This window comes from Stappia sp. ICDLI1TA098, assembly GCF_054880955.1.
Window position 1 is genome coordinate 61942 of the sequence record NZ_JBTZBT010000001.1, and the last position, 19081, is coordinate 81022.

The following is a 19081-nucleotide window of genomic DNA, read 5'->3' on the forward strand; positions in this document are numbered from 1 at the left end:
GCGACGCGCGGCGGAAACGGGCGGGCGGCGCCTGCTGGCGCCGCCCGCTTGCTGTCTTGTCGGGATCAAAGGAGAGCGAGCGACTTCATGAAGGCGGTCTGGCTCTCGACGATCTTGGTTGCGAGCGGATCGCCCTTGGTCGCCTTGGACCAGGATTCGACCGCCTTGGCGCGGGCCTCAGCCACATCGCCCTGGTCGAGGTGGATCACCTCGACGCCCTGCTCGCGATACTTGTCGAGAACCTTGGTGTCCTCGACAAGGATGCGCTGGCGCAGCGAACCGGAGATTTCGCGGGCGGCGACGGCGAGTGCCGCCTTGAAGCTTGCGGGCAACGCCTCGTAGGCGGCGGTGTTGGCCACGTAGCTGGTCGCGGTCGTCGGCTGGTGCACGCCCGGCAGGATGATGAACTTCGCCACCTCGGCGAGACCGGCCTCGTAGTTGGCCGTCAGGTCGCCGCGGTCGGCGAAATCGATCAGGCCCTTTTCGAGGCCCGAATAGACCTCGGCGGTGGCAAGCGGCGTCACCGCGACGCCAAGGTCGCCCATGACGGCGGAGGCGAGACCGACGAAGCGGCCCTTCTTTCCGGCCATGTCGGCGATGGTCTCGATCCGGACGGTGGAGTGCATCGGCTCCTGGCCGTAAACGGTCGGAGCAATGTAGGACAGGCCGGCCTTGCCATAGGCCTCGCGGGCCATCTCGAGACCGCCGAGTTCATAGAACCACGCCTCGTACTGATCCGCCTCGGGGAAGCCGAAGGGAATGGTCGAGGTGAAGGCGAAGGAGGGGATCTTGCCCGCTTCGTACCCGTCGAAGGTCTTCATCATCTGGAAGGCGCCGGCACGCACGGCGTCGAAAGCCTGGTTCGCCGGCACGAGCTGGCCCGCGGAGAACAGCTTGATCTCGAAACGGCCGTCGGTCAGCTCGCCAACGCGCTCGACAAACTTCTTCTCGAACTCGAACGGCGTCGTGCCGCCGTCCCACAGCGCCTGCATGCGCCACTGAACGGTTTCCTGGGCATGGGCAATCGCGGGCATGGCAAGCGTCGCGGCGCCGCCAAGCGCCGAGGCCGTCAGCAGACGGCGGCGGGTCAAATCGGTCATGGGCATCCTCCCGGGGATTGTATGTTTGTAGACCAGCTCGAATTGTCATAAAATGAAATGGGACAATCAAGGGACAGTTGCATGCGATTTCGCAATGACTGTCCCAATTGAATGGGTGGGACAATCATCGTCAAGGCTGCGAAAGCACGCATGTCGAGGGCCGGCAAAATCGTCCAGCATGTCAGCGGCTTGCTGTCCGCCGGCGCCTACAAGGCCGGCGAGCGGCTGCCCTCTGTGCGTCAGGCGGCCCGCGAGCACGGCGTTTCGAAGAACACAATGGCGGAGGCCTATGACCGGCTGGTGGCGCAGGGCCTGCTCGAGGCCCGCGCGGGATCCGGCTACTATGTGGCACAGTTCCAGATCGTTCGCCCGGTCCCTCAGGCTCCTCATGTGGCGGCGGCGGTGGACGTCGTGTCGCTGCTGCGCGAGCAGCTCGATCAGCACTATGAGGTCCGCCCCGGCGACGGGCGTCCTCCTGCGTTCTGGACGGAAGGATCGGAACTCAAACGCTTCTTCTCCGGCTTCAAGACGGCCGAGCCGGCCTCGGTGGACTTCGGATACGGCAGCTCCTGGGGCTACGCTCCCTTGCGCGAGCGGCTGCGCATGCTGCTGCTCGAACGCTCCATATCCGTGCCGCCGGACGGCCTTCTGCTCACCCATGGCGTCAATCACGGGCTCGACCTGATCATCCGTCATCTGATCGAGCCAGGCGACACGGTCTTTGTCGACGATCCAGGCTACTATCCGCTCTTCGGCAAGCTGACGCTCGCCAAGGCGCATATGGTCGGCATCCGTCGCGGTGCTGACGGGCCGGATCTGGAAGACCTGGCGGCGAAGCTTGCCGTGCATCGGCCGAAGGTCTTTTTCACCCAGTCGCATGCGCACAACCCGACGGGCGGCACCCTTTCGCCGGCAGTGGCTTTCGGGCTGATGCAATTCGCAGAACGCTGGGGCTTCCTGATCGTGGAAAACGATGCGCTTGCCGACATCGTGCCTGCGACGCTTCCCAGGCTTGCCGCGCTCGATCAGCTCAATCGCGTGCTCTATGTGGGGACCTTTTCCAAGACATTGTCGGCAAGCCTGCGCTGCGGGTTTGTCGCCGGCCATTCCTCCATCGTCGGTGCGCTGAGCAATCTCAAGATGCTGACGACGGTCGCGACCTCGGACTATGTGGAGCGCTTCGTCTTTCACCTGATCCAGGGAGGGCAGTATCTGCGTCACCTTCGCCGGCTCAAGGCGCGGGTCGAGGAGGCGCACAAGGCCTCCGGCGCGCAACTCGAGGCGGTTGGCCTGAAGGTGCGGCAGAGCGTGACGCCCGGCTTCTATCTCTGGGCGGAGTTTCCGGGTGATGTCGACGAACTGGAGCTGTGCCGCAAGGCGGCGGAGCGCAGCATCTTTCTCGCCCCCGGCAGCGTGTTCACGCCCGACCGGAGTGCGCGCGGGGCGGCCGCGATCCGCGTCAACGTCGCTTATGGGACCAATCCCGTGTTTATCGAGTTCCTGCGCCAGCAAGTGAGGTGAGGGAACCAGGCGGCCGGTTCGCGGTTGTCCTGTGGCAAGGCGCGGCCCCGTCCCGCGCATCCGCGATACGCGAAGAGGTCTCATGGCGTCCAGCTCGAAACGCAGGGTCTGCATTCTCCTCAATCGCAATGCGGGCACTGTCCGCGGCGCTGACACCGACGCACTTGTCCGCCGGATCTGCGAGCCTTTTCTTGACCGTGGCGACTTGGTGGACCTGCGGCTGCGGGCACCGCGCAGGCTTGCCGCGGAAACGCGCGCCCTCAGCTGCCAAAAGGCACATGATCTGATCGTCCTGGGCGGCGGTGACGGCACGCTCTCGCGCTGCGCCCGCGATCTTCAGGACCACCCGGCGACGCTGGCGTTCCTTCCGCTTGGGACGATGAACCTGTTCGCCAGGGCGCTGGGCATGCCGATGGAACCTGGCGCAGCCGCCCTTGCCATCGCCGGTGGCAGGCAAGCGCACATCGATGTCGGGCTGATCAATGGCGACCTCTTTCTCCATCATGTGTCGTTCGGCCTGCATCCCGCGCTGATCCGCCAGCGCGAGCGCATGACCCATCGCTCGCGGCTGGGCAAGATGATTGCCGGTGCGCGCGCGTTCTGGCTGACGGTCAGGAAACCGCGTCGTCTGCGGCTGCTTGCCAAGGTCGACGGTACGCTTCACGAACGCCCGGTCACAGCGCTGATTGTCTCCAACAACGCCTTCGGTCGCGGGCACATGCCTTATGCGGACTGGCTGACGGGCGGACGGCTCGGCGTCTATTTCTGTCACAGCTTTTCCTGGCCCGCGCTCCTGCGCATTGGTGCGGAGACGCTGCTCGGCCGGTTTGTGGAGAACCCCGAGATCGCGAGCGGGGAGGCCGTTCGCGTTGATCTCGATGCCGGGCGAGGAAATGAGGTCATGGCCTCCGTCGACGGAGAGCTCGTCCGCGTGTCCCTGCCCGGATCCGTCGACATCGTGCCGGGACGCCTGAGCGTGATGCTGCCGGCGACCGAGACGCAGGGCTCGCCTGTCGAGCTGGCGTCTGAGTCGGGTGTGTGAAACCAAATCCCTGCTTCCGCGTTAACCTGTCGGAGGTACCGTGATGAAAACGCCCAAGATCAAGCCCTACGCTGTCGCAATCGCCGTTGCCCTGACCCTGTCCACGGGTGCTGCCGTATTGGTGCTGGCGGAGACGCAGGCCACGGCGCATGGCGCCACGGAAAGCACTCGCGCGGCGGCCGATGAAGGTGGGCGCGCCGCCAAGTCCGACTTGAAGCTTGCGACCGGGAACCTGGGCGCGGTGGAGGTGCGCTGCGTGGCGCGGGGCAACCAGAGCACTTGCACCGGGTGGCCCGTTGCTGCTGCATTTGACGTCAGCGGGCTGTGATCCGCATTCTCCAGCTCATTTTCCGCCCTGCCGCGTATTGCGGACGAGGGCGGCAAGGTTCGGCCGCCGGCACACGATATGCCGGCGGCTTTTTTGTTGGCGGCGTTCGAGAAGGCTCTGTCTAGAGCGCGTCCGGGCCGGAGAGGTGTGCGATTGCGCGGTCGATTTCCTCCAGCAGCGGCTTCAGGTCCTCGCCCTTGTCTGTTCCCATGCGGGAGACCAGTTCCTGGCGCATCCGCTGCAAGCGGTCGCGGCGTTCGGCCAGCGGCTCCTCCGAGATCGCGGCGGCCTGGATTTCGCGCGAACCCATGGTCAGCGCGGTCTGTTCCACGTCCTTTGCATCGCCCACCGTGGCATCGATCGGGTTCGGTTCCGACTTCGGGGTCTTCGGTTTCATGGTCTTCTCCGGATTTGTCGAATGGTGGGCCGGATCCGGTTCGCCCGGTCCGTTTGCCCGCTTCAGGCTTCCGTGGGCAAAATGTTGGTCAGTACGGCGCCGATCATCAGCAGCGACGGCACGGCGATGAAGCCACCGACCGGGCCCCAGAGCCAGATCCAGCCTGCAAGCGAGAGCAGGACAATGAACGGATTGAGCGTCATCGTCTTGCCTAGGACGAGCGGTGTGAGGAACTGGGCTTCCATCAGGTTGAGTGCGAGGTAGGCGGCCGGCGGGGTCAGGATGCCGAACGTCGTGTCGGCGGTCGCCAGCCCGACCCCCGTGAGCACAAGTGCCATGACCGCCGGGCCGATATAGATCACGTAGTTCAGCGCGCCGGCCATCAGGCCCCAGAGCAGCGGCGAGGGTACGCCGAGCACGTAGAGCGTCAGCGACACGGCGATGGCCAGAACGATGTTCACGCCGGTGATCGAAAGCAGATAGCGCGACACCCGCGTCTCCACGTCGTCGAAGGTGCGGCGCACGCGGTTGCGCAACTGCGGCGTGATGCAGCGGGTGATCACGGCCTCGCGGAAATCCTTCCGGGTGGCGATGAAGAAATACATGCTGGCGAGAAACAGAATGATCTGAGCCATGAACGCGGGAGCGAAATAGACGACGCTCTCGACGGCGGTCGTGTCCTCGACGTTGACCTTCATGCTGGTGCCCGTGCCCATGGCGCTGCGCAGCTGCTCCTGAAGGCCGCCGAACGAGGCGATGATGCCCTTCCAGCTGGTCAGCTCCGTCTGCAGCCGTGACCAGATGGACGGCAGCTTGTCGAGCCAGTCGGACAAGGGAACGGCGAAGCCGGTCGCGGCCGCCGAAATGAGGACCAGAAACAGGACCACGATGGCGAGCGCCGAGATCCAGGAGGGAATGCCGTAGCCTTCGATCCTGTCCGACAGCGGGCCGAACATCAGGCCGATCACGACCGCGAGGAAGACAGGTGCGAGGATGACCTGCGCCACGTCGAGCGCTGCGATCAGCACGATTGTGGCGATGGCGATCAGCGACAGCCGCGCCACGTTGGCGAGCAGTGTTTCGAACTCCGCTTTTGACAAGAACCCTCGTGCCTCCCGGCGGATGGTCCCGCGCGACATTGCGCCATCCGCTCGGTGAAGAACGTTGCAGGCGCGCGAAGGTTCCCGGATTGCGGCTTCTGTGCGGGCTGCCTAGATCGGGATGGTCATCTGGAACGACATGCCATCGGGCCGGAAGGTCCTCTCCAGCGTGCCGCCAAGCTCACCCTTGATGTTGGCGTCGATAAGCCGCGAGCCAAACCCCTTCTGCTGCGGCTCCTCGATCTGCGCGACAGTGGTCTCGATCCAGTCGAGGTGAAGCTTGCGCTCGCTGCCCTTGCCGATGATCTGCCAATGCACGGCGAGGTCGCCGTCATTCGTCGAAACGCCGCCGTACTTCAGCGCATTGGTGGCCAGCTCATGGAAGGTCAGGCCCAGGGCCTGGGTGGTGCGTTCGTCGAGAAGGACCTGGGGCCCGTCGATCTTTTCCTTGCCATAGTTCCCGCCGAAGACCTGCTCGAGTTCGGTGCTGAGCAATTCGTGCAGGTCGGCCCGCTGCCAGTGCGAGCGCGTCAGCATGTCCTGGGCGTTGGCCATGGAGTGAAGCCGGGCGGAGAACGACTGGGCGAATTCGTCGATATCTTTGGAGTTCGCGGCCGTCTGGCGGGAGATGGCCAGCACGCGCGCGATGGAGTTCTTGATGCGATGCTTCATTTCCTGAAGCATCAGGTCCTTCTCCTGGATCGTCTTTTCAGAAACCTTGCGCAGCGCGTGGGCTGTCTCGACAGACTTGATCTGGAACCTGGTCGACATCGCCAGGGCAATTGCCAGAAGCAGCGAGATCGTGCCGATCAGGATCGTGTAGAAATGCCCGGCATTGCCGCGAAACGCGGGCGTCGCATGGATCGTGAAGGTCCATTGCCGTCCGGCGACCGTGGCGATGCGCGTCGCGGTGAGTTCGTCGAAGCTCTGGTCAGGGCTGAAATCCCGTGAGTGAAACAGATCCACGGGCGATGCGCCCGTCGTGTCCGCCGTGTCGACGGTGACGGGGAGCGGGGGCACACGCTCGAGTGCGGCCAGATGCAGGTCTCCGGCCCTGAAGGGCGCATAGACGAACCCGTCGACGACGCTATCGGGGAGGCGTCCGGCATCTTCCGCGCCTTGCGATGTTCGTGCGCTGAAGGGGATATAGACGAGGAAGCCGGTCTGCTTGTTCTCCGTGATCTCCTGCACGAGTTCCACGGGCGCGCTTGCGCGCGGCTCTCCGGCCTCTATCGCCTTCAGCATGGCATCGCGGCGGCTCGCGTCGCTGAACATATCATAGCCAAGGGCTGCAAGATTGCGCTGGTCGATCGGCTCCAGAAGAACGATTGGCGTGCGCAGACGCTGCGAGGTCTGCGGCCAGATCTCGCGTTCGATGCCGTAATTGCGGCTGAGATCGTCCTGCGCCGGCTGCTCGGCTCCCTTCGGCACGACCCGGGCATAGCCGATCCCGCGAATGCCCACGAATTCGCCCTTGAGGTCGAGGCTGGTCACATAGCGCTCGAACGCCGGGCGCGAGACGTCGCCGGATTGCGCGGTGAAGAATGCGTGGGCCGATATCAGCAGCGCGATGTGCTGGTTCACGCGGGCCACGACCCGGTCCACCGTCTCGTCCGCAATGCTCTCGAAACGGATGCGGTCGGAGGATTCCTCCGCGTCATACACAACCGCTGTCATGCAGACACCGATCAGTGTGATCACGGCAAATACAGCCGAAGGTAGAATTCGGATCACGCTGCTACTTCCATGTAATCGAGATTTTCTTTTACATCCATTGCTTGTTTTCGCCAATGATTTTCGCTGGTTGGCAAATTCCAACGTGCTTTCACCCGCAGTGGGGATCGAGTTGGAACCACTCCTGCGTTCGTACGTTATCCCCTCAGGAGCATGTGTTGATGCTCCTTGAAGAAAAGGAGTTTTCCATGAACTGGAATCAGATCGAAGGTAGCTGGGAACAATTCAAGGGTAAGGCGCAGTCTCACTGGGGGCGTCTGACCGGTGATGATCTCGATGTGATCGCCGGAAATCGCAAGAATCTTGCAGGAAAGATTCAGGAACGCTACGGCAAGGCGCAGGAAGAGGCCGAGCGCGAGATCGATGACTGGCTCGCGCGCCACTGATTGACGTTCCGGGCCTGCAAGCGAGGCCATCCAAAAGCGATCCGCGCCGGCTCCCTCCCGGCGGTGCGGATCGCTTTTTTTTTGAGGCTGGCGGTGTTTTCCTGGGCCGTTCAAAAGCCCGCTCGGCGCGCGGACCGGCCGCCGACCACGACAAAGGCCGGACCGATTGCAGATCGGCCCGGCCTTTGTTGTGGTGTGATCCTGTGGGGAGAGATCGTCAGGCGGCAGCGCCGACGCTCTGGTCGAAGAACAGAGCCTGACTGATCAGCGCCTTCACCATGTCCGGATTGAACGGCTTGGTGATCAGGAAGGTGGGTTCGGGGCGCTCGCCCGTCAGCAGGCGCTCGGGGAAGGCGGTGATGAAGATCACCGGCATGTCGTGCGACTTGAGGATGTCGTTGACGGCATCGATGCCGGAGCTGCCGTCGGCGAGCTGGATGTCGGCGAGCACCATCTTCGGCTTCGTCTTTGCGAAGAGCTCGACCGCTTCCTTGTGGGTCCGGGCAATGCCGGTGACCTTGTGGCCAAGTTCCTGGACGATGTGCTCGATGTCCATGGCGATCAGCGGCTCGTCCTCGATGATCAGGATCTCGGTCGCGATCTGGCTGGAGATGCCTTGCGCGGCATCCGCGAGCAGGCCTTCGATCTCACCTGCCGAGACGCCAAGAACTTGTGCCGCCTCCGCCTCGGTGAAGCCTTCGACGGATGTCAGAAGGAACGCCTGGCGGGCCGGGGAGGGGAGGATCGAAAGATTGGCGTTGGCGCGCTTTTCCCAGGCAAAGGGAGAATCATGCTCGCTTGGCTCGATCTGCGTCGAGCCGTAAATCGAGGCGAAAAGCTTGTAGAGGGAGACACGGTCGCTACCGGACTGCGGGAAACTCGAGACGTCCGCGATGAGCGCTTCCAGAGCTGCCGCTACATAGGCATCGCCCGACTTTTGCGACCCGGTGACCGCCCTTGCGTATCGACGCAGATACGGGAGGTGAGACGCAACACGGGTAGATAGTGACATGAGGGGCTCCCTGTTTGCCTTTTTCGGCATTCAACAACAGGCAAACGTCCAAGAGAACGGAAAGTTCCATCCGTTTGGATGATTTTTGGAAATCGGCGCTATAATAATACCGGGTCGACGCACTCGGCGCATCTGCGAGCAACGGAGCTGACATGCCGGACACGCGAAATTCGCCAAAGCGGGAACAGCCTCGCGGCCCCGATCACGAGCAGATCACGCAGAAGCTGCGTGAGTACTACGACTCGGTTCAGGACGAAGGTATTCCGGACCGTTTTCTCGACCTGCTTGAACGACTGGACGAGGCGGAGAGGAAATCCTCCGGCGCCGACAAGGCATGAGCGAACAGCCGCCTGCTTCCGATCCCGCCTTCAAGCGGGCCATGCTGGCCCAGTTACCGGCCTTGCGCGCCTTCGCGATATCGCTGTGCGGGCGCGGCGATCGTGCCGACGATCTCGTGCAGAACGCCATTCTCAGGGCATGGTCCAAGCAGCACACCTTCATTCCGGGAAGCAACATGAAGGCCTGGCTGTTCCGCATCCTGCGCAACGGCTTTTACAGCGACCTGCGAAAATCGGGCCGTGAGGTCTCCGATGCAGATGGAATTCTTACCGAGCGCATGGCCGTTGGCCCGGCCCAGGACGCCTCCCTGGCGCTCAAGGACTTCCGTCATGCGCTGGAAGCTCTTCCAAGCGATCAGCGGGAGGCGATCATCCTGGTCGGTGCCTCCGGGTTTTCCTACGAGGAGGCGGCGGGGATCTGCGACTGCGCTGTCGGAACGCTCAAGAGCCGCGTCAACCGCGCACGCACGAGGCTTCGCGAGCTCCTCTCCCTTGCGGACAACGAAGGGGCGGCTCCCGATCGCTCCGGCCCGCTCGCCGGGTCCTTTGTCTGAACCTGCGAGCTTCGTGGCCAGGCTTGCCGTCGCTGCCGGAGATGTGTGAACGCAAGCAAGCCGCCACGCCGGTTGAAGGCGTGGCGGCCTGAGACTTGCGTTTGACCTAAAAGGGGCCGTGATCGATCAGGTCAGCTCGTTGCGATCGCGCGAAGCATCCAAAGGGCCTTCTCGTGGAAGGTCAGTCGCGCGGTGAGCATGTCTTCCGTCACCACATCGCCGACTTCGCCGGCCTTCTCGGCTGCCTTGCGCATCGACTTCACGGCCGCGCGGTGGTCGGCGATCAGGTCGGCGATCATGTCCGCGGCTGTCGTGTGGTCGACCTCGGCGGCCTTGGGCGCGAAGGAGGCGACCTCGCCGAACTTCGCCGGGGCGAGGTGGCCGAGTGCGCGGATGCGCTCGGCGATCACGTCCGCCGCGCCGAAGAGCGCTGTGTAGTGCTCTTCGGTCAGTTCGTGCAGCGGCTTGAACAGCGGGCCGACCACATTCCAGTGGTAGATCTGGCTCTTGATGGTCAGCCGGTAGGTGGCGGCGAGGATCCCGGACAGGGAGCCGGCCATATCGGAAAGATAGGCGTCGTCGAGACCGATATCGAGCTTCTCGTCGTGGGACTCGGGCTTCAGGACTGCTGCGATCTTGGTCATGTCGGTTCCTTCATTGTCTGCTGTGGCAGTGATGCCGGCGGATGTCATTTGTCGGGCGTGCGATCCCGCGTCATCGCCAGGAACGCGAGGCCTCCAACGGCAGCGAGGCCGAGTGCGCCCTTGGAGCGCATCAGTTGCGGAAGCACGGAGACGGCGAGTGTCGCCAGCAGCGCCGGGCCGGAGGAGTTGCTGTTGCGTTCGCGGCGGCGCTTGCGCTCAAGCGCGTTGGCGATGGCCAGACCGGCAACGAGCAGCGCCGCAAGGGCGATCTGGGCGAGGGCGATGATCAGGGCGGCGTCAACCGGTCCGAAAAGGCCGGCGAGATGGACGCCGAGCGCGACGAGCGCGGCCGCATAGGCCGATATCAGCAGCAGTCCGGCAAGCGCATAGACGACTGCCGAACGCCGGAGCCGGCGCAGCGTCGCGCCGAAGTCCGTCGCCAGGATCGAGGCCAGGAGCGGCGCGAGACGCAGCATGAATCAGCGCCTGGCCAGAAAGGCGACCAGGAAGCCGATGCCGGCGGCGATGCCAAGTGCCTGCAATGGCTTGTCGCGCACCCGCGTCGAGACGGCCCGCTCCAGATCATTGAGCTCGGCGGTCAGGCTGTCGAGCGTGTCCTTGGAGGCCTGCGCCAGATCGTTGCCCGCCTTGTTCGCGCGGTCCTTGTATTCCCCGGTCTTGTCCGCGCCGTAGCGCGAGATCGACTGGGCGAGCGCGGAAATGTCGCCACGCAGGCGTTCGATGTTCTGCTCGATGTTGGCGACGTCGTCTTCCCCGCGCGAGGCGGTATTGCGAGCGGCGGATGTGCTGGTGGCCATGTAAGTCACCTCCATGTTGATTGATATTGAAGGAACGCGGCAGCGGCGAAATCGTTCCGTGGACGCGCCCTTTTTCGCGAACATCGTGCGGGCACGAGAAAACGCCGGCACGGGTGCCGGCGTTCTCGTCACTGCTGCGAGCTGTTACTGGGCAGCGGCGGGCTTGGCCTCGCCGGCGTTGCCCGAATACTCGGGAAGCGCCTCGAGCTGCTCCTGCGTGTAGCTCGTGTGGATGCGCAGGTCGCCGTTGGCATCCTCCTTGATGTCGAGCGTGTCCAGGGCCATGGAAACCGGCTTCGCACCGATGCCGAGGAAGCCGCCGACGTCGATGATGAACGCCTCGACCTGACCCTCGCCCGAGACGATCACGTCGCGAACTTCGCCGAGGTTCTCTTCCTGCGCGCCGTAGACGGCCGTGCCGATCAGCTGCTCCGCCGATGCCGCCGAAACCTTGACCGGAGCCGGCTGCGTGTCGGTGGCCGCCATGTCGCTGCCCGTTGTCATCGCCGGATCGGTGGCGGCGGCCGACTTGTCGCCGGTCATCGTGCCGCTGCTTGTCCCGGCCATGGGCGTGGTGTCGGTCGCCATGGCACTCTCGCTCGGCTCGATCATCGACCGGTCGAAGGCCGGTGCGTTCTCGAGCTCCTTCTGCGTGGCGCTGATCGTGAGCCAGCGTTCGCCATCGCGCTCGACCCAGCTGACGCGCTCGAAGTCGACGGCCACATCCTTGGCGCCGATGCCCAGGAAACCGCCAACGCCGACCACGATGGCCTCTGCGTTGCCCGTCCTGGAGAGGACGACGTCATTCACCTCGCCGATGTTGCTCGCGTCCTCGCCGGCGCCGTTGTAGAGGGAGGAGCCGATCAGCGAGCTGGCGAGAATCTGGTCGGTCGAAGCGGCGAAGTAACCGTTCTTGCTCTGCATGGGAGCGGTGTCCGGAGAGGTCGAGAACACGGCGCTGCCTGCGCCGGTCGCGCTGTCCATCTCCGTCTTCTTCATGTCGCTGGCAGCGAGCGCACCCGTCGTCAGGACAGCCGCAAGTGCAGTGGTGGTCAGAAGCGTGCGGATCATGGTGTGATCTCCAAATCTGTCGAATTTCTGTATAGGTCGCAACTTGCTGGGCGTTTTGCATGGCGCCGGCCCGTTGCGACCTCGTGACAACAGATCAACCAGCGAGGAGCGGAAAGGTTCCTCTTTTTTCGTTCTTTATTTTGATGGAGATGGATTTCCGGGGTTCTTTAAAACCGCGCGCACGGCAGGCGTTCTTTTTTGACAAAGGGCCCTGCCGCGGTTCCTCACCGTGTTCCGCCCGGCGCTGGTCCGCCCGGTGCAGGCGTGCCTCGATAACAGAAGTCAGGTCACTATAAAGACGCGTATGCGGTGCATTTCGTCGTTCTTTGGAAGAAATATTTCGAAAATTTGTCTTTCGGGCGAACCAAAATCGATATTCCGCGTTCTTGTTTTGACAGCGCAAGCCGCGTTGGTGAAATCGGAGGCCTTGGTCTTTCCCCTCGGACCAAAGCGCTTCGCCACGAACAAGATCATCTTGCGCCTGTGTTGGCTGCGAGATGCTGCTCAAAGGAGAAAGAACATGTTTGGTTGGGCCCTGACCTTTCTGATCATCGCGCTAATCGCCGCGTTCCTGGGATTTGGCGGCATCGCCGGCACAGCGATCGGCATCGCCAAGCTGATCTTCTTCGTTGCCCTGGCGCTCTTCGTTGTGTCGCTGATTTATGGCCTCATCAGCGGGCGTCGTCCGCCGGCGGTCTGACCGACCGCACGACAAGCAGCTTCCCCTCCCTGACTGCCTGCCCTGACACCGCGGAGAAATCTTCTCCGCGGTGTTTTTTTGAGCGCCGCGGGCTGCGTCTAGTACAGGCTGGCTTTCGGCATCTCGAGACGCGTGGTCTCGCCGTCGATCGTGCAGGTTGCCGACAACTGGCTGAGATAGGCGCGCACCAACCGCGACCGCAGCGGCGTCTCGTCCTCGAATTCGTCCAGCACGTCCTCGATCTGGCTCGCTCCGGAAATCAGGATGAGGATCTTGTCGCCGCCGCGAACCTCGACCTTGATCGTCTCGCCCGGCTGCAGGCAATCGAACCGGGGCGGCAGAAGCTCGGCAAGAATGAAGGCGAGCGGGATGGCGCGGTCCAGATCGATTGCCAGATGCGCCATTTCCGCGACATGGATGCGCACCTTTCCCTGAGACACCCTCGCCGGCTCACGCAGGGACTCCACCACCTCCCGCACCAGCGCCTCGATGGAGACATCCGTGCCTTCGTTCGAGGCATAGGAAATCCGATACGCGGCGGATATCGACAGGACCCTTTCCAGCGCTACCCGAAGAACGGCCTTCTCGCTCGATTCCTTCGCATCGCGGCGCTGCATGACCAGAAGACTGGTGATCATCTGCAGGGTGTTCTTGATGCGATGATGGAGTTCGCGGGTCAGGCGCCTTTGCTCGGAAAGCGAGGTCTCCAGATCCTTGGTCCGGTGCTCGATCCGGTCCGCCATCATGTCGAAGGTCATCCCGAGGATGTTGATCTCAGGTGGAGCGGTGGCGAGCATGCCGACGCGCGCGCCGGTCTCACCGGACCCATAGCGGCGGAAGGTTGCGTAGATATGGCGCAGATAGCGCAGCAGGAAGCGCTGGATGCCATAGCGCAGGACCACGAAGACGACGGCGAGAAGCATCAGCGGCAGAAGCAGAGCCTTGGCAATGCTGAGCCACGGCTCGAGCTGTGTTTCCGAGGGACGCGATGCTGTCACGATGCGATAGCGGGTTCCGGTCAGCGTCGCGACACCCACGTACCAGTTGCCCTCGCTGCGGGCGAAGGATGTCTGTGTTTCCTTATTGAGGTCGAGGGAAGAGACGAGGTTCAGGAAGGACTTGTTTTCGGCGGCGTCGGCCATGTGGGAGGCGACGACCAGGCCCTTGTCGTCGACAAGGGCGAAGCCGACATTGTTGTTTGCCCCCGTGGCCTCGATCGGCGCGATCAGCAGCGTTTGCGGGCGCAGGCCGATGCGGATGCCGACACCGGTTTCCTTGTTCTCTCGGAAGACGGGCAGCACGCGGTCTTCGGGCACATCGGCTTCGCCGGGGCGGATGACCGTCACGCGGCCGCTGCGCAGCGCAACGGTGCAGATTGTCCTGTCGGCGACGCTTACGTCCAGGCGAACCGCCTCGCGCAATTCGCCGCGCATGGACTCGAACAAGGCTCCGCAATCGGTGAGGGCGGTGGCGTCGCGCGCCGACAGGGCTGAGGCATAGCCTTCCGCGCGCGCCATGACCTTGGCGCTCGACTGGCCTATCAGGCGCGCGTAGTCGACGAAGTTCGAATGCCCTTCCTCGGCTCGGCGCAAATGATCCGAATAGGAGAACAGAAACGCCAATGCGGCGAGCGGCACGAGTGCCGCCGCCATATAGCCGAAGAGCCGGCGATCCAGTCTGGTGCTTGTCGGGGGAAGCTTATTCCATGGCACGAATCTTGACCGCTGGTACCGAGGACACTGAAATAACTGCCTGAACGGACCTGTCGGGCCCGAACTCCTCAGCAGAATCAATACTTAGAGTTTCCGAGAGCCTGTTTCTAGCCCTGTTGACGCGGCTCTTCATCGTGCCCACGGCGCAGCCGCAGATTTCGGCGGCTTCTTCATAGGAGAAGCCGGAGGCGCAAATGAGGATCAACGCCTCGCGCTGGTCTTCGGGAAGCGCGTCGAGCGCGTTGCGGAAATCCTCGAAATCGAGATGACCGTGCTGCCCGGGGTGCTCGGCGAGCGTCGCCGAGTATTGACCGTCGACGTCCTGTACTTCGCGCTTCTTCTTGCGGTAGTCGGAATAGAAGGTGTTGCGAAGGATGATGAACAGCCAGGCCTTCATGTTGGTGCCGGCCTTGAAGCGATTCATGTTCGCCCAGGCCTTCATCAGCGTCTCCTGCACCAGGTCGTCGGCCCGGTCGCCGACCCCGACCAGCGAGGCCGCGAAGGCACGCAGGCTTGGAATGCAGGAGACGATTTCCTCCTTGATCTCGACAGTCATCGCCGCCATTACCGCGTCTCCTGTCCGGAGTTGCTCTGTTCATCAAGGCGTCGCAGCAGATCGTCGAAGCGATCCGGCACGGGCTGCGTCAGGACCTGATCGTAATAGGCCTTGAGCTGTGTCCCGATGCGCAAATGGATGTCTTCCTCGACACTCTCGCGACTTTCCCTCCGCAGATCGGTATCGGTAAGATCCGCCATTTGTAACTCGTCCTTTTTATTGCAGGCGCCAGTTTACTTCAGGCGCTAAGGGCCGGGGCCGATGTCCGGTCCGGTCTTGCAATCAGCCGTGCGTTCCGGGCCCGTTCGAACTCCCGGCATCGGCAGATGCGAGAGAGGGAAGCGCTGGACATGGCGGACGTACCGATCGCGAAACTGTTTCACGAAGCTGAAACGCACCCGCCCGGGTTCGGTTCCCTCGGCTTTCGATTTTTTTTTTGGATCGGCGCGAGGCCCCTCTCGGGGCCTGCGCTGCCGCGTCACGCGTAGGACGATCGCGACGGTCCCGCGAAGATCCAGAGCAGGAAGCCCAGAACCGGCAGGAGCAGGATAAGGACGATCCACAGAACCTTGCTGCCTGCGGATGCGCCGGAGCCGACGATCTTCACGATGGCATAGACATCGAGAATGAGGATGACGAGGCCCAGCAGACCTCCAACTTCGATACCCATGGGGTCACTCCTTTCTGTCTCGGTGTTCGCGGCAGGAACGCTCTTTGCCGTGGTTCCGACGGACGTTGACGCCCGCGAGCTGGCGCAAACGCGGTGCCTTCGGGCCGTTGTGGAGGCGACGGTCTCGCCGCAGGGCTGGCGATGCGTTCGTCAGAACGTCTGGCCAGCCGGCCTTCGTGGTGAGAACTCGCGTGGGGGCAATTTGGTTCCCCGGGAAATTCCGTCGCAGGCTTTTCCGCGCGCCAGGCAGGCAGGGATCGGCAAGGGGGAGGGGGCGAGACCGTCGCAACCGCGCTGCCGGAGCCATGGCGCGGCGGCTGCTTTTCCTGTCCGCATCCCGGGCGCGTGGCCGGCCTTGCCGATGTGGCCGGTCAAAGGGCGCCCCCGAAGGCGGGGGCGCGTGCAAGCGCGGTCGGGCACCTGGTCGCATGCCGGCGTCGCCCCCGGCGGTGACCCGCTTGAAGGCGCGCGACCGGGACGCGGCTTTTATCGTTCAAGGATGCGTTGCCGGCCTCAGACGGCCCATCCGCCGTCGATGACGTGGCACTGGCCGGTGGTGAAGGCGGATTCCTCCGATGCGAGATAGACCGCAAGTGCCGCGATTTCCTGCGGGCGGCCGATCCGGCCCATCGGCTGGCGGGCGATGAAGTCGGCCATTGCCTTCTCGTAATCGCCGGTGGCGCGCAGGCGCTCGTGCAGGGATGGGCTCTCGACCGTACCCGGGCAGATGGCATTGCAGCGAACGCCTGCGGTCACATAGTCGGCGGCCACGGATTTGGTCAGCCCGACGACAGCGGCCTTCGAGGCGCAATAGGCGAAGCGGTTGGGCACGCCCTTCACGGACGAGGCGACGGACGACATGTTGATGATCGAGCCGCGGCCCTTCTCCAGCATTCCGGGCAGATAGGCGCGGATCATGCGAAACATCGCCTTCGCGTTGAGCTCGAAGGCGAAGTCCCAATCCTCCTCCGGGCAGGCGAGAAGTGCGCCGGCGTGCACCACCCCGGCGCAGTTGAACAGGACGTCGACGGGGCCGGTTTCCTCCAAAAGCGCGGAAATCGCCGACGGATCGGTGACGTCGAGCTTGCGGGCATGCGCGCCGTCAAGACTGGCAAGGGCATCGCCGTTCACATCCGTTGCCCACACCTGTGCGCCTTCCGCAAGAAACGCTTCGGCCGTTGCCCGGCCGATGCCCTGTCCGGCTGCGGTGATAAGGCATGTTTTTCCGCTGAGACGTCCCATCGTCGATTGTCCTCCCCGTTGACCGATTGTCTTACGTCATAACGCCTGTGTGCGGCGGCTGTCAGCGCAAATCTCCCGATCCGCCGCGATCGCGGCGGCGTCTGACCCGCTGATGGCGCGGAGCTAGGCGATGGCGCGCGCGTCTTCGGCGACCCGCTCCTGCATGCGACCGTCGAGAGGAAGGACGAGGGTGGCGACGACGCCGCAGGTCGCGCCGTTGCGCACCCGAAACCTGCCGCCATGGGCGCGCGCGACCGCGTCGACGATGTGCAGGCCAAGTCCGCTGCCGTGGATCTCTCCGGTGTTCGAGGCCCGGAAGTAGCGCTTGGCGAGATGCTGGAGCTCGTTTGCCGGAATGCCGATGCCCTGGTCGGTGACCGTGACCGTCAGGTGCGCGTCGTCGATGCTTGCGCGCACATGGACAGCCTTGTCCGCCGGGGAGAACTTGGCGGCGTTGTCGAGCAGGTTGGTCAGAGCGATACCCAGCATGTTCGCGTCGAACCAGGCGTGCGTGGCGGGCGGCAGGCCCGAGGTGTCGAGATGGATCCGCTGGTCGGAAATGAGATCGCGCGACCTTTCCACAATGGTCTCGAGTGTCGAGCCGACAGGCAGGAGCCTGCACTCCGGCTTCACGGTGATCCCCGCGACCCGGCTGCGGTGAAGCGAAACGTCAAGCACCTCCACCAATGCGCGGATGGCGGACTGGATGCGCCCGATCCGGCCGCGGTTCGCATCGTCTCCGGGCGGGAGCGTGTGGAAGATCGCGGAGACGCTGGAGCGGATCACCGCCAGAGGGGTCTGGTACTGATGGGTGATCACATCGACGAAACGGATCTGCTCGGCCTGGGCGGCGCGTTCGCTGGCAAGGGCTGCCTCCGCCTCCTGCTTGGCGGCTTCCAGCTCCGCGGTCCGGATCTTCACCAGGGACCGTGCGGCGTATTCGGCCTTGCGCGCGATGCGCAGCGACGCCCCCTCGCGCCGCCTGATGTCGGCCACGCGTGCGCGCTGGACCAGCGAGAGCGACATCAGGATGACGAAGATGATCGAAAGCGACTGGTAGCTGTGCTCGGTGAACATGTTCAGGCCGAGGATGCCGAACAGCCTTCCGGCGGCCAGCGTGATGCCGCAGAAGTAGACGAACGACGCTGCTGTCGCCAGGACGATGTCCATTCTCCTGCGGCGCAGAAGCAGCAGCACGTTGCCGAAGAACAGGAAGCCCGCAAGCAGGATGGCGACGAGGATCACCGGCCCGATGACGGTCTGGTAGAAGCCGGCGAGGCTCGCGACCAGGGTGGCGGCGATGACCGGCGCGAGTAATTTCAGAAGCTTGTCGCCAAGCGGAAAGTTCCGGCGGGTTTCGAGCTGGTAGCGGGTGAAATACAGGGACGTCAGGACCACGAGGATCACGGCCCAGCCCGTCAGGATGTCGATGGCATACTGATCGCCGATGGCGAACATGCGCGGCAGCAGGCCGCTGTCGGTCAGGCCGGAAAGCATGTCCGCGAGAAGGAAGCAGAAGAAGCTCAGGAAGAGCGGCTTCCGCAGGTAGATCCAGTAGAAGAAGTTGATCAGCGCGAACGCAAACATGACGGCGCACAGGGACGCCAGTTTGACGGCACGCCACATCGAAAGGCTCGCCAGCGCTTCCGGGGACACAAGGGCGCCCCTCAGGGACATCGTGCTGGTCGTCTTGATCCGCAGGTAGACGTCGAACCGGTCCGTCGCGGGAAACTGCAGTTTCGTGGCGATATACGGCAGGGGGATGCCCTTGTCGCCGTCGGCGACATGATCGCCGGCCATCTCGTGACGGAAGTCGTCCGGCGAGCGGGGGGCACCCGATTGCGCGAGGTAGATGTCGACTCTGTCCAGATATGTCGGGCTCAGGATCATGAAGAGCGCCTCTGGCCAGACACCGTCGCGTTCGAGCGTGAGCCTGATCCAGATGGGGTCTTTCGTGTAGCCGAGCGCCAGCTTGTCGGGGAGGGCCGTGAAGCTGTCGCGCGCCGGGCCGAAGGCGACATCCGCGAACGAGAGATCATGCGCCGTGTCACGCAGCAGCGACATGTGCCCCTCGATCGATTTCTCGAACAGTCCCTGCTCGATCCGCAGCGTCCGCGCGGCGTCCGCATGCGTCGCCGACGGCAAAAGGCAGGCGG

At 63.7% G+C, this 19081-nt stretch carries 22 protein-coding genes; 7 read left to right on the top strand and 15 right to left on the bottom strand.

Translation table 11 applies throughout. From position 1 onward, the window contains the following. Positions 1–65: 65 nt before the first annotated feature. Positions 66–1100 (bottom strand): TRAP transporter substrate-binding protein DctP, encoded by a 1035-nt coding sequence (dctP, locus tag ACSLUQ_RS00240; RefSeq protein ID WP_417773392.1) that lies wholly within the window; start codon positions 1098–1100, stop codon positions 66–68. A 150-nt stretch (positions 1101–1250) separates the two neighbouring features. On the opposite strand from dctP, the gene ACSLUQ_RS00245 reads away from it, so the two are divergent. The 3 genes from ACSLUQ_RS00245 to ACSLUQ_RS00255 all read left to right on the top strand — a co-directional run bounded on the left by ACSLUQ_RS00245 (position 1251) and on the right by ACSLUQ_RS00255 (position 3991). Continuing rightward, complete coding sequence (locus ACSLUQ_RS00245; RefSeq protein ID WP_461807384.1) at positions 1251–2621, top strand: aminotransferase-like domain-containing protein; 1371 nt, start codon at positions 1251–1253, stop codon at positions 2619–2621. An 82-nt stretch (positions 2622–2703) separates the two neighbouring features. Next, positions 2704–3663: a diacylglycerol/lipid kinase family protein gene (locus ACSLUQ_RS00250; RefSeq protein WP_461807385.1), complete on the top strand. Its 960-nt coding sequence runs from the start codon at positions 2704–2706 to the stop codon at positions 3661–3663. Positions 3664–3706: 43 nt separating this feature from the next. Then, the gene (locus tag ACSLUQ_RS00255) at positions 3707–3991 is read left to right on the top strand and encodes a hypothetical protein (protein WP_417773395.1); all 285 of its coding nucleotides are present in this window, start codon (positions 3707–3709) and stop codon (positions 3989–3991) included. A gap of 121 nt (positions 3992–4112) precedes the next feature. On the opposite strand, the gene ACSLUQ_RS00260 is transcribed toward ACSLUQ_RS00255, so the two are convergent. The 3 genes from ACSLUQ_RS00260 to ACSLUQ_RS00270 all read right to left on the bottom strand — a co-directional run bounded on the left by ACSLUQ_RS00260 (position 4113) and on the right by ACSLUQ_RS00270 (position 7165). Continuing rightward, on the bottom strand, positions 4113–4388 hold the full coding sequence (locus ACSLUQ_RS00260) for a hypothetical protein (RefSeq protein WP_461807386.1): 276 nt from the start codon (positions 4386–4388) through the stop codon (positions 4113–4115). 62 nt (positions 4389–4450) lie between these two features. Then, a complete protein-coding gene (locus tag ACSLUQ_RS00265) occupies positions 4451–5488 on the bottom strand; it encodes an AI-2E family transporter (RefSeq protein WP_417773397.1) in 1038 nt (345 codons plus the stop codon). A gap of 111 nt (positions 5489–5599) precedes the next feature. Next, on the bottom strand, positions 5600–7165 hold the full coding sequence (locus ACSLUQ_RS00270) for a CHASE domain-containing protein (RefSeq protein ID WP_461807387.1): 1566 nt from the start codon (positions 7163–7165) through the stop codon (positions 5600–5602). 245 nt (positions 7166–7410) lie between these two features. On the opposite strand from ACSLUQ_RS00270, the gene ACSLUQ_RS00275 reads away from it, so the two are divergent. Further along, positions 7411–7608, top strand: coding sequence for a CsbD family protein (locus tag ACSLUQ_RS00275; protein ID WP_461808452.1), 198 nt, complete (start codon positions 7411–7413; stop codon positions 7606–7608). Between the two features lie 217 nt (positions 7609–7825). On the opposite strand, the gene ACSLUQ_RS00280 is transcribed toward ACSLUQ_RS00275, so the two are convergent. Beyond that, on the bottom strand, positions 7826–8620 hold the full coding sequence (locus tag ACSLUQ_RS00280; RefSeq protein WP_417773399.1) for a response regulator: 795 nt from the start codon (positions 8618–8620) through the stop codon (positions 7826–7828). Positions 8621–8772: 152 nt separating this feature from the next. Between ACSLUQ_RS00280 and ACSLUQ_RS00285 the strand changes: the two genes are divergently transcribed. Both ACSLUQ_RS00285 and ACSLUQ_RS00290 read left to right on the top strand, forming a co-directional pair. Further along, positions 8773–8958, top strand: coding sequence for a NepR family anti-sigma factor (locus tag ACSLUQ_RS00285; RefSeq protein WP_417773400.1), 186 nt, complete (start codon positions 8773–8775; stop codon positions 8956–8958). Further along, positions 8955–9512 (top strand): sigma-70 family RNA polymerase sigma factor, encoded by a 558-nt coding sequence (locus ACSLUQ_RS00290; RefSeq protein ID WP_417773401.1) that lies wholly within the window; start codon positions 8955–8957, stop codon positions 9510–9512. The genes ACSLUQ_RS00285 and ACSLUQ_RS00290 overlap by 4 nt, the downstream gene beginning before the upstream one ends. A gap of 131 nt (positions 9513–9643) precedes the next feature. Here ACSLUQ_RS00290 and ACSLUQ_RS00295 read toward each other — a convergent pair whose 3' ends face one another. The 4 genes from ACSLUQ_RS00295 to ACSLUQ_RS00310 all read right to left on the bottom strand — a co-directional run bounded on the left by ACSLUQ_RS00295 (position 9644) and on the right by ACSLUQ_RS00310 (position 12045). Then, on the bottom strand, positions 9644–10156 hold the full coding sequence (locus tag ACSLUQ_RS00295) for a Dps family protein (protein ID WP_461807388.1): 513 nt from the start codon (positions 10154–10156) through the stop codon (positions 9644–9646). Positions 10157–10200: 44 nt separating this feature from the next. Then, complete coding sequence (locus ACSLUQ_RS00300) at positions 10201–10632, bottom strand: hypothetical protein (RefSeq protein ID WP_417773403.1); 432 nt, start codon at positions 10630–10632, stop codon at positions 10201–10203. 3 nt (positions 10633–10635) lie between these two features. Then, positions 10636–10974: an ElaB/YgaM/YqjD family protein gene (locus ACSLUQ_RS00305; RefSeq protein WP_417773404.1), complete on the bottom strand. Its 339-nt coding sequence runs from the start codon at positions 10972–10974 to the stop codon at positions 10636–10638. A 144-nt stretch (positions 10975–11118) separates the two neighbouring features. Beyond that, positions 11119–12045 (bottom strand): PRC-barrel domain-containing protein, encoded by a 927-nt coding sequence (locus ACSLUQ_RS00310; RefSeq protein ID WP_461807389.1) that lies wholly within the window; start codon positions 12043–12045, stop codon positions 11119–11121. 520 nt (positions 12046–12565) lie between these two features. Between ACSLUQ_RS00310 and ACSLUQ_RS00315 the strand changes: the two genes are divergently transcribed. After that, positions 12566–12745 carry a DUF1328 domain-containing protein gene (locus ACSLUQ_RS00315; protein ID WP_417773406.1) on the top strand — a complete coding sequence of 60 codons (180 nt, stop codon included), beginning with the start codon at positions 12566–12568 and terminating at the stop codon, positions 12743–12745. 98 nt (positions 12746–12843) lie between these two features. Here the strand turns inward: ACSLUQ_RS00315 and ACSLUQ_RS00320 are convergent, their stop codons facing one another. The 6 genes from ACSLUQ_RS00320 to ACSLUQ_RS00345 form a co-directional block, all read right to left on the bottom strand. Then, entirely contained in the window at positions 12844–14397 is a 1554-nt protein-coding gene (locus tag ACSLUQ_RS00320; RefSeq protein WP_461807390.1) for a sensor histidine kinase, read from the bottom strand. A 46-nt stretch (positions 14398–14443) separates the two neighbouring features. Continuing rightward, complete coding sequence (locus ACSLUQ_RS00325) at positions 14444–15022, bottom strand: sigma-70 family RNA polymerase sigma factor (protein WP_417773408.1); 579 nt, start codon at positions 15020–15022, stop codon at positions 14444–14446. Next, positions 15022–15213, bottom strand: coding sequence for a NepR family anti-sigma factor (locus ACSLUQ_RS00330; RefSeq protein ID WP_417773409.1), 192 nt, complete (start codon positions 15211–15213; stop codon positions 15022–15024). Before ACSLUQ_RS00330 ends, ACSLUQ_RS00325 begins: the two co-directional genes overlap by 1 nt. Positions 15214–15491: 278 nt before the next feature. Then, complete coding sequence (locus tag ACSLUQ_RS00335) at positions 15492–15683, bottom strand: PLDc N-terminal domain-containing protein (RefSeq protein ID WP_417773410.1); 192 nt, start codon at positions 15681–15683, stop codon at positions 15492–15494. A 513-nt stretch (positions 15684–16196) separates the two neighbouring features. Next, complete coding sequence (locus ACSLUQ_RS00340; protein WP_417773411.1) at positions 16197–16925, bottom strand: SDR family oxidoreductase; 729 nt, start codon at positions 16923–16925, stop codon at positions 16197–16199. Positions 16926–17048: 123 nt separating this feature from the next. After that, on the bottom strand, positions 17049–19070 hold the full coding sequence (locus ACSLUQ_RS00345; protein WP_461807391.1) for a sensor histidine kinase: 2022 nt from the start codon (positions 19068–19070) through the stop codon (positions 17049–17051). Positions 19071–19081 lie beyond the last annotated feature (11 nt).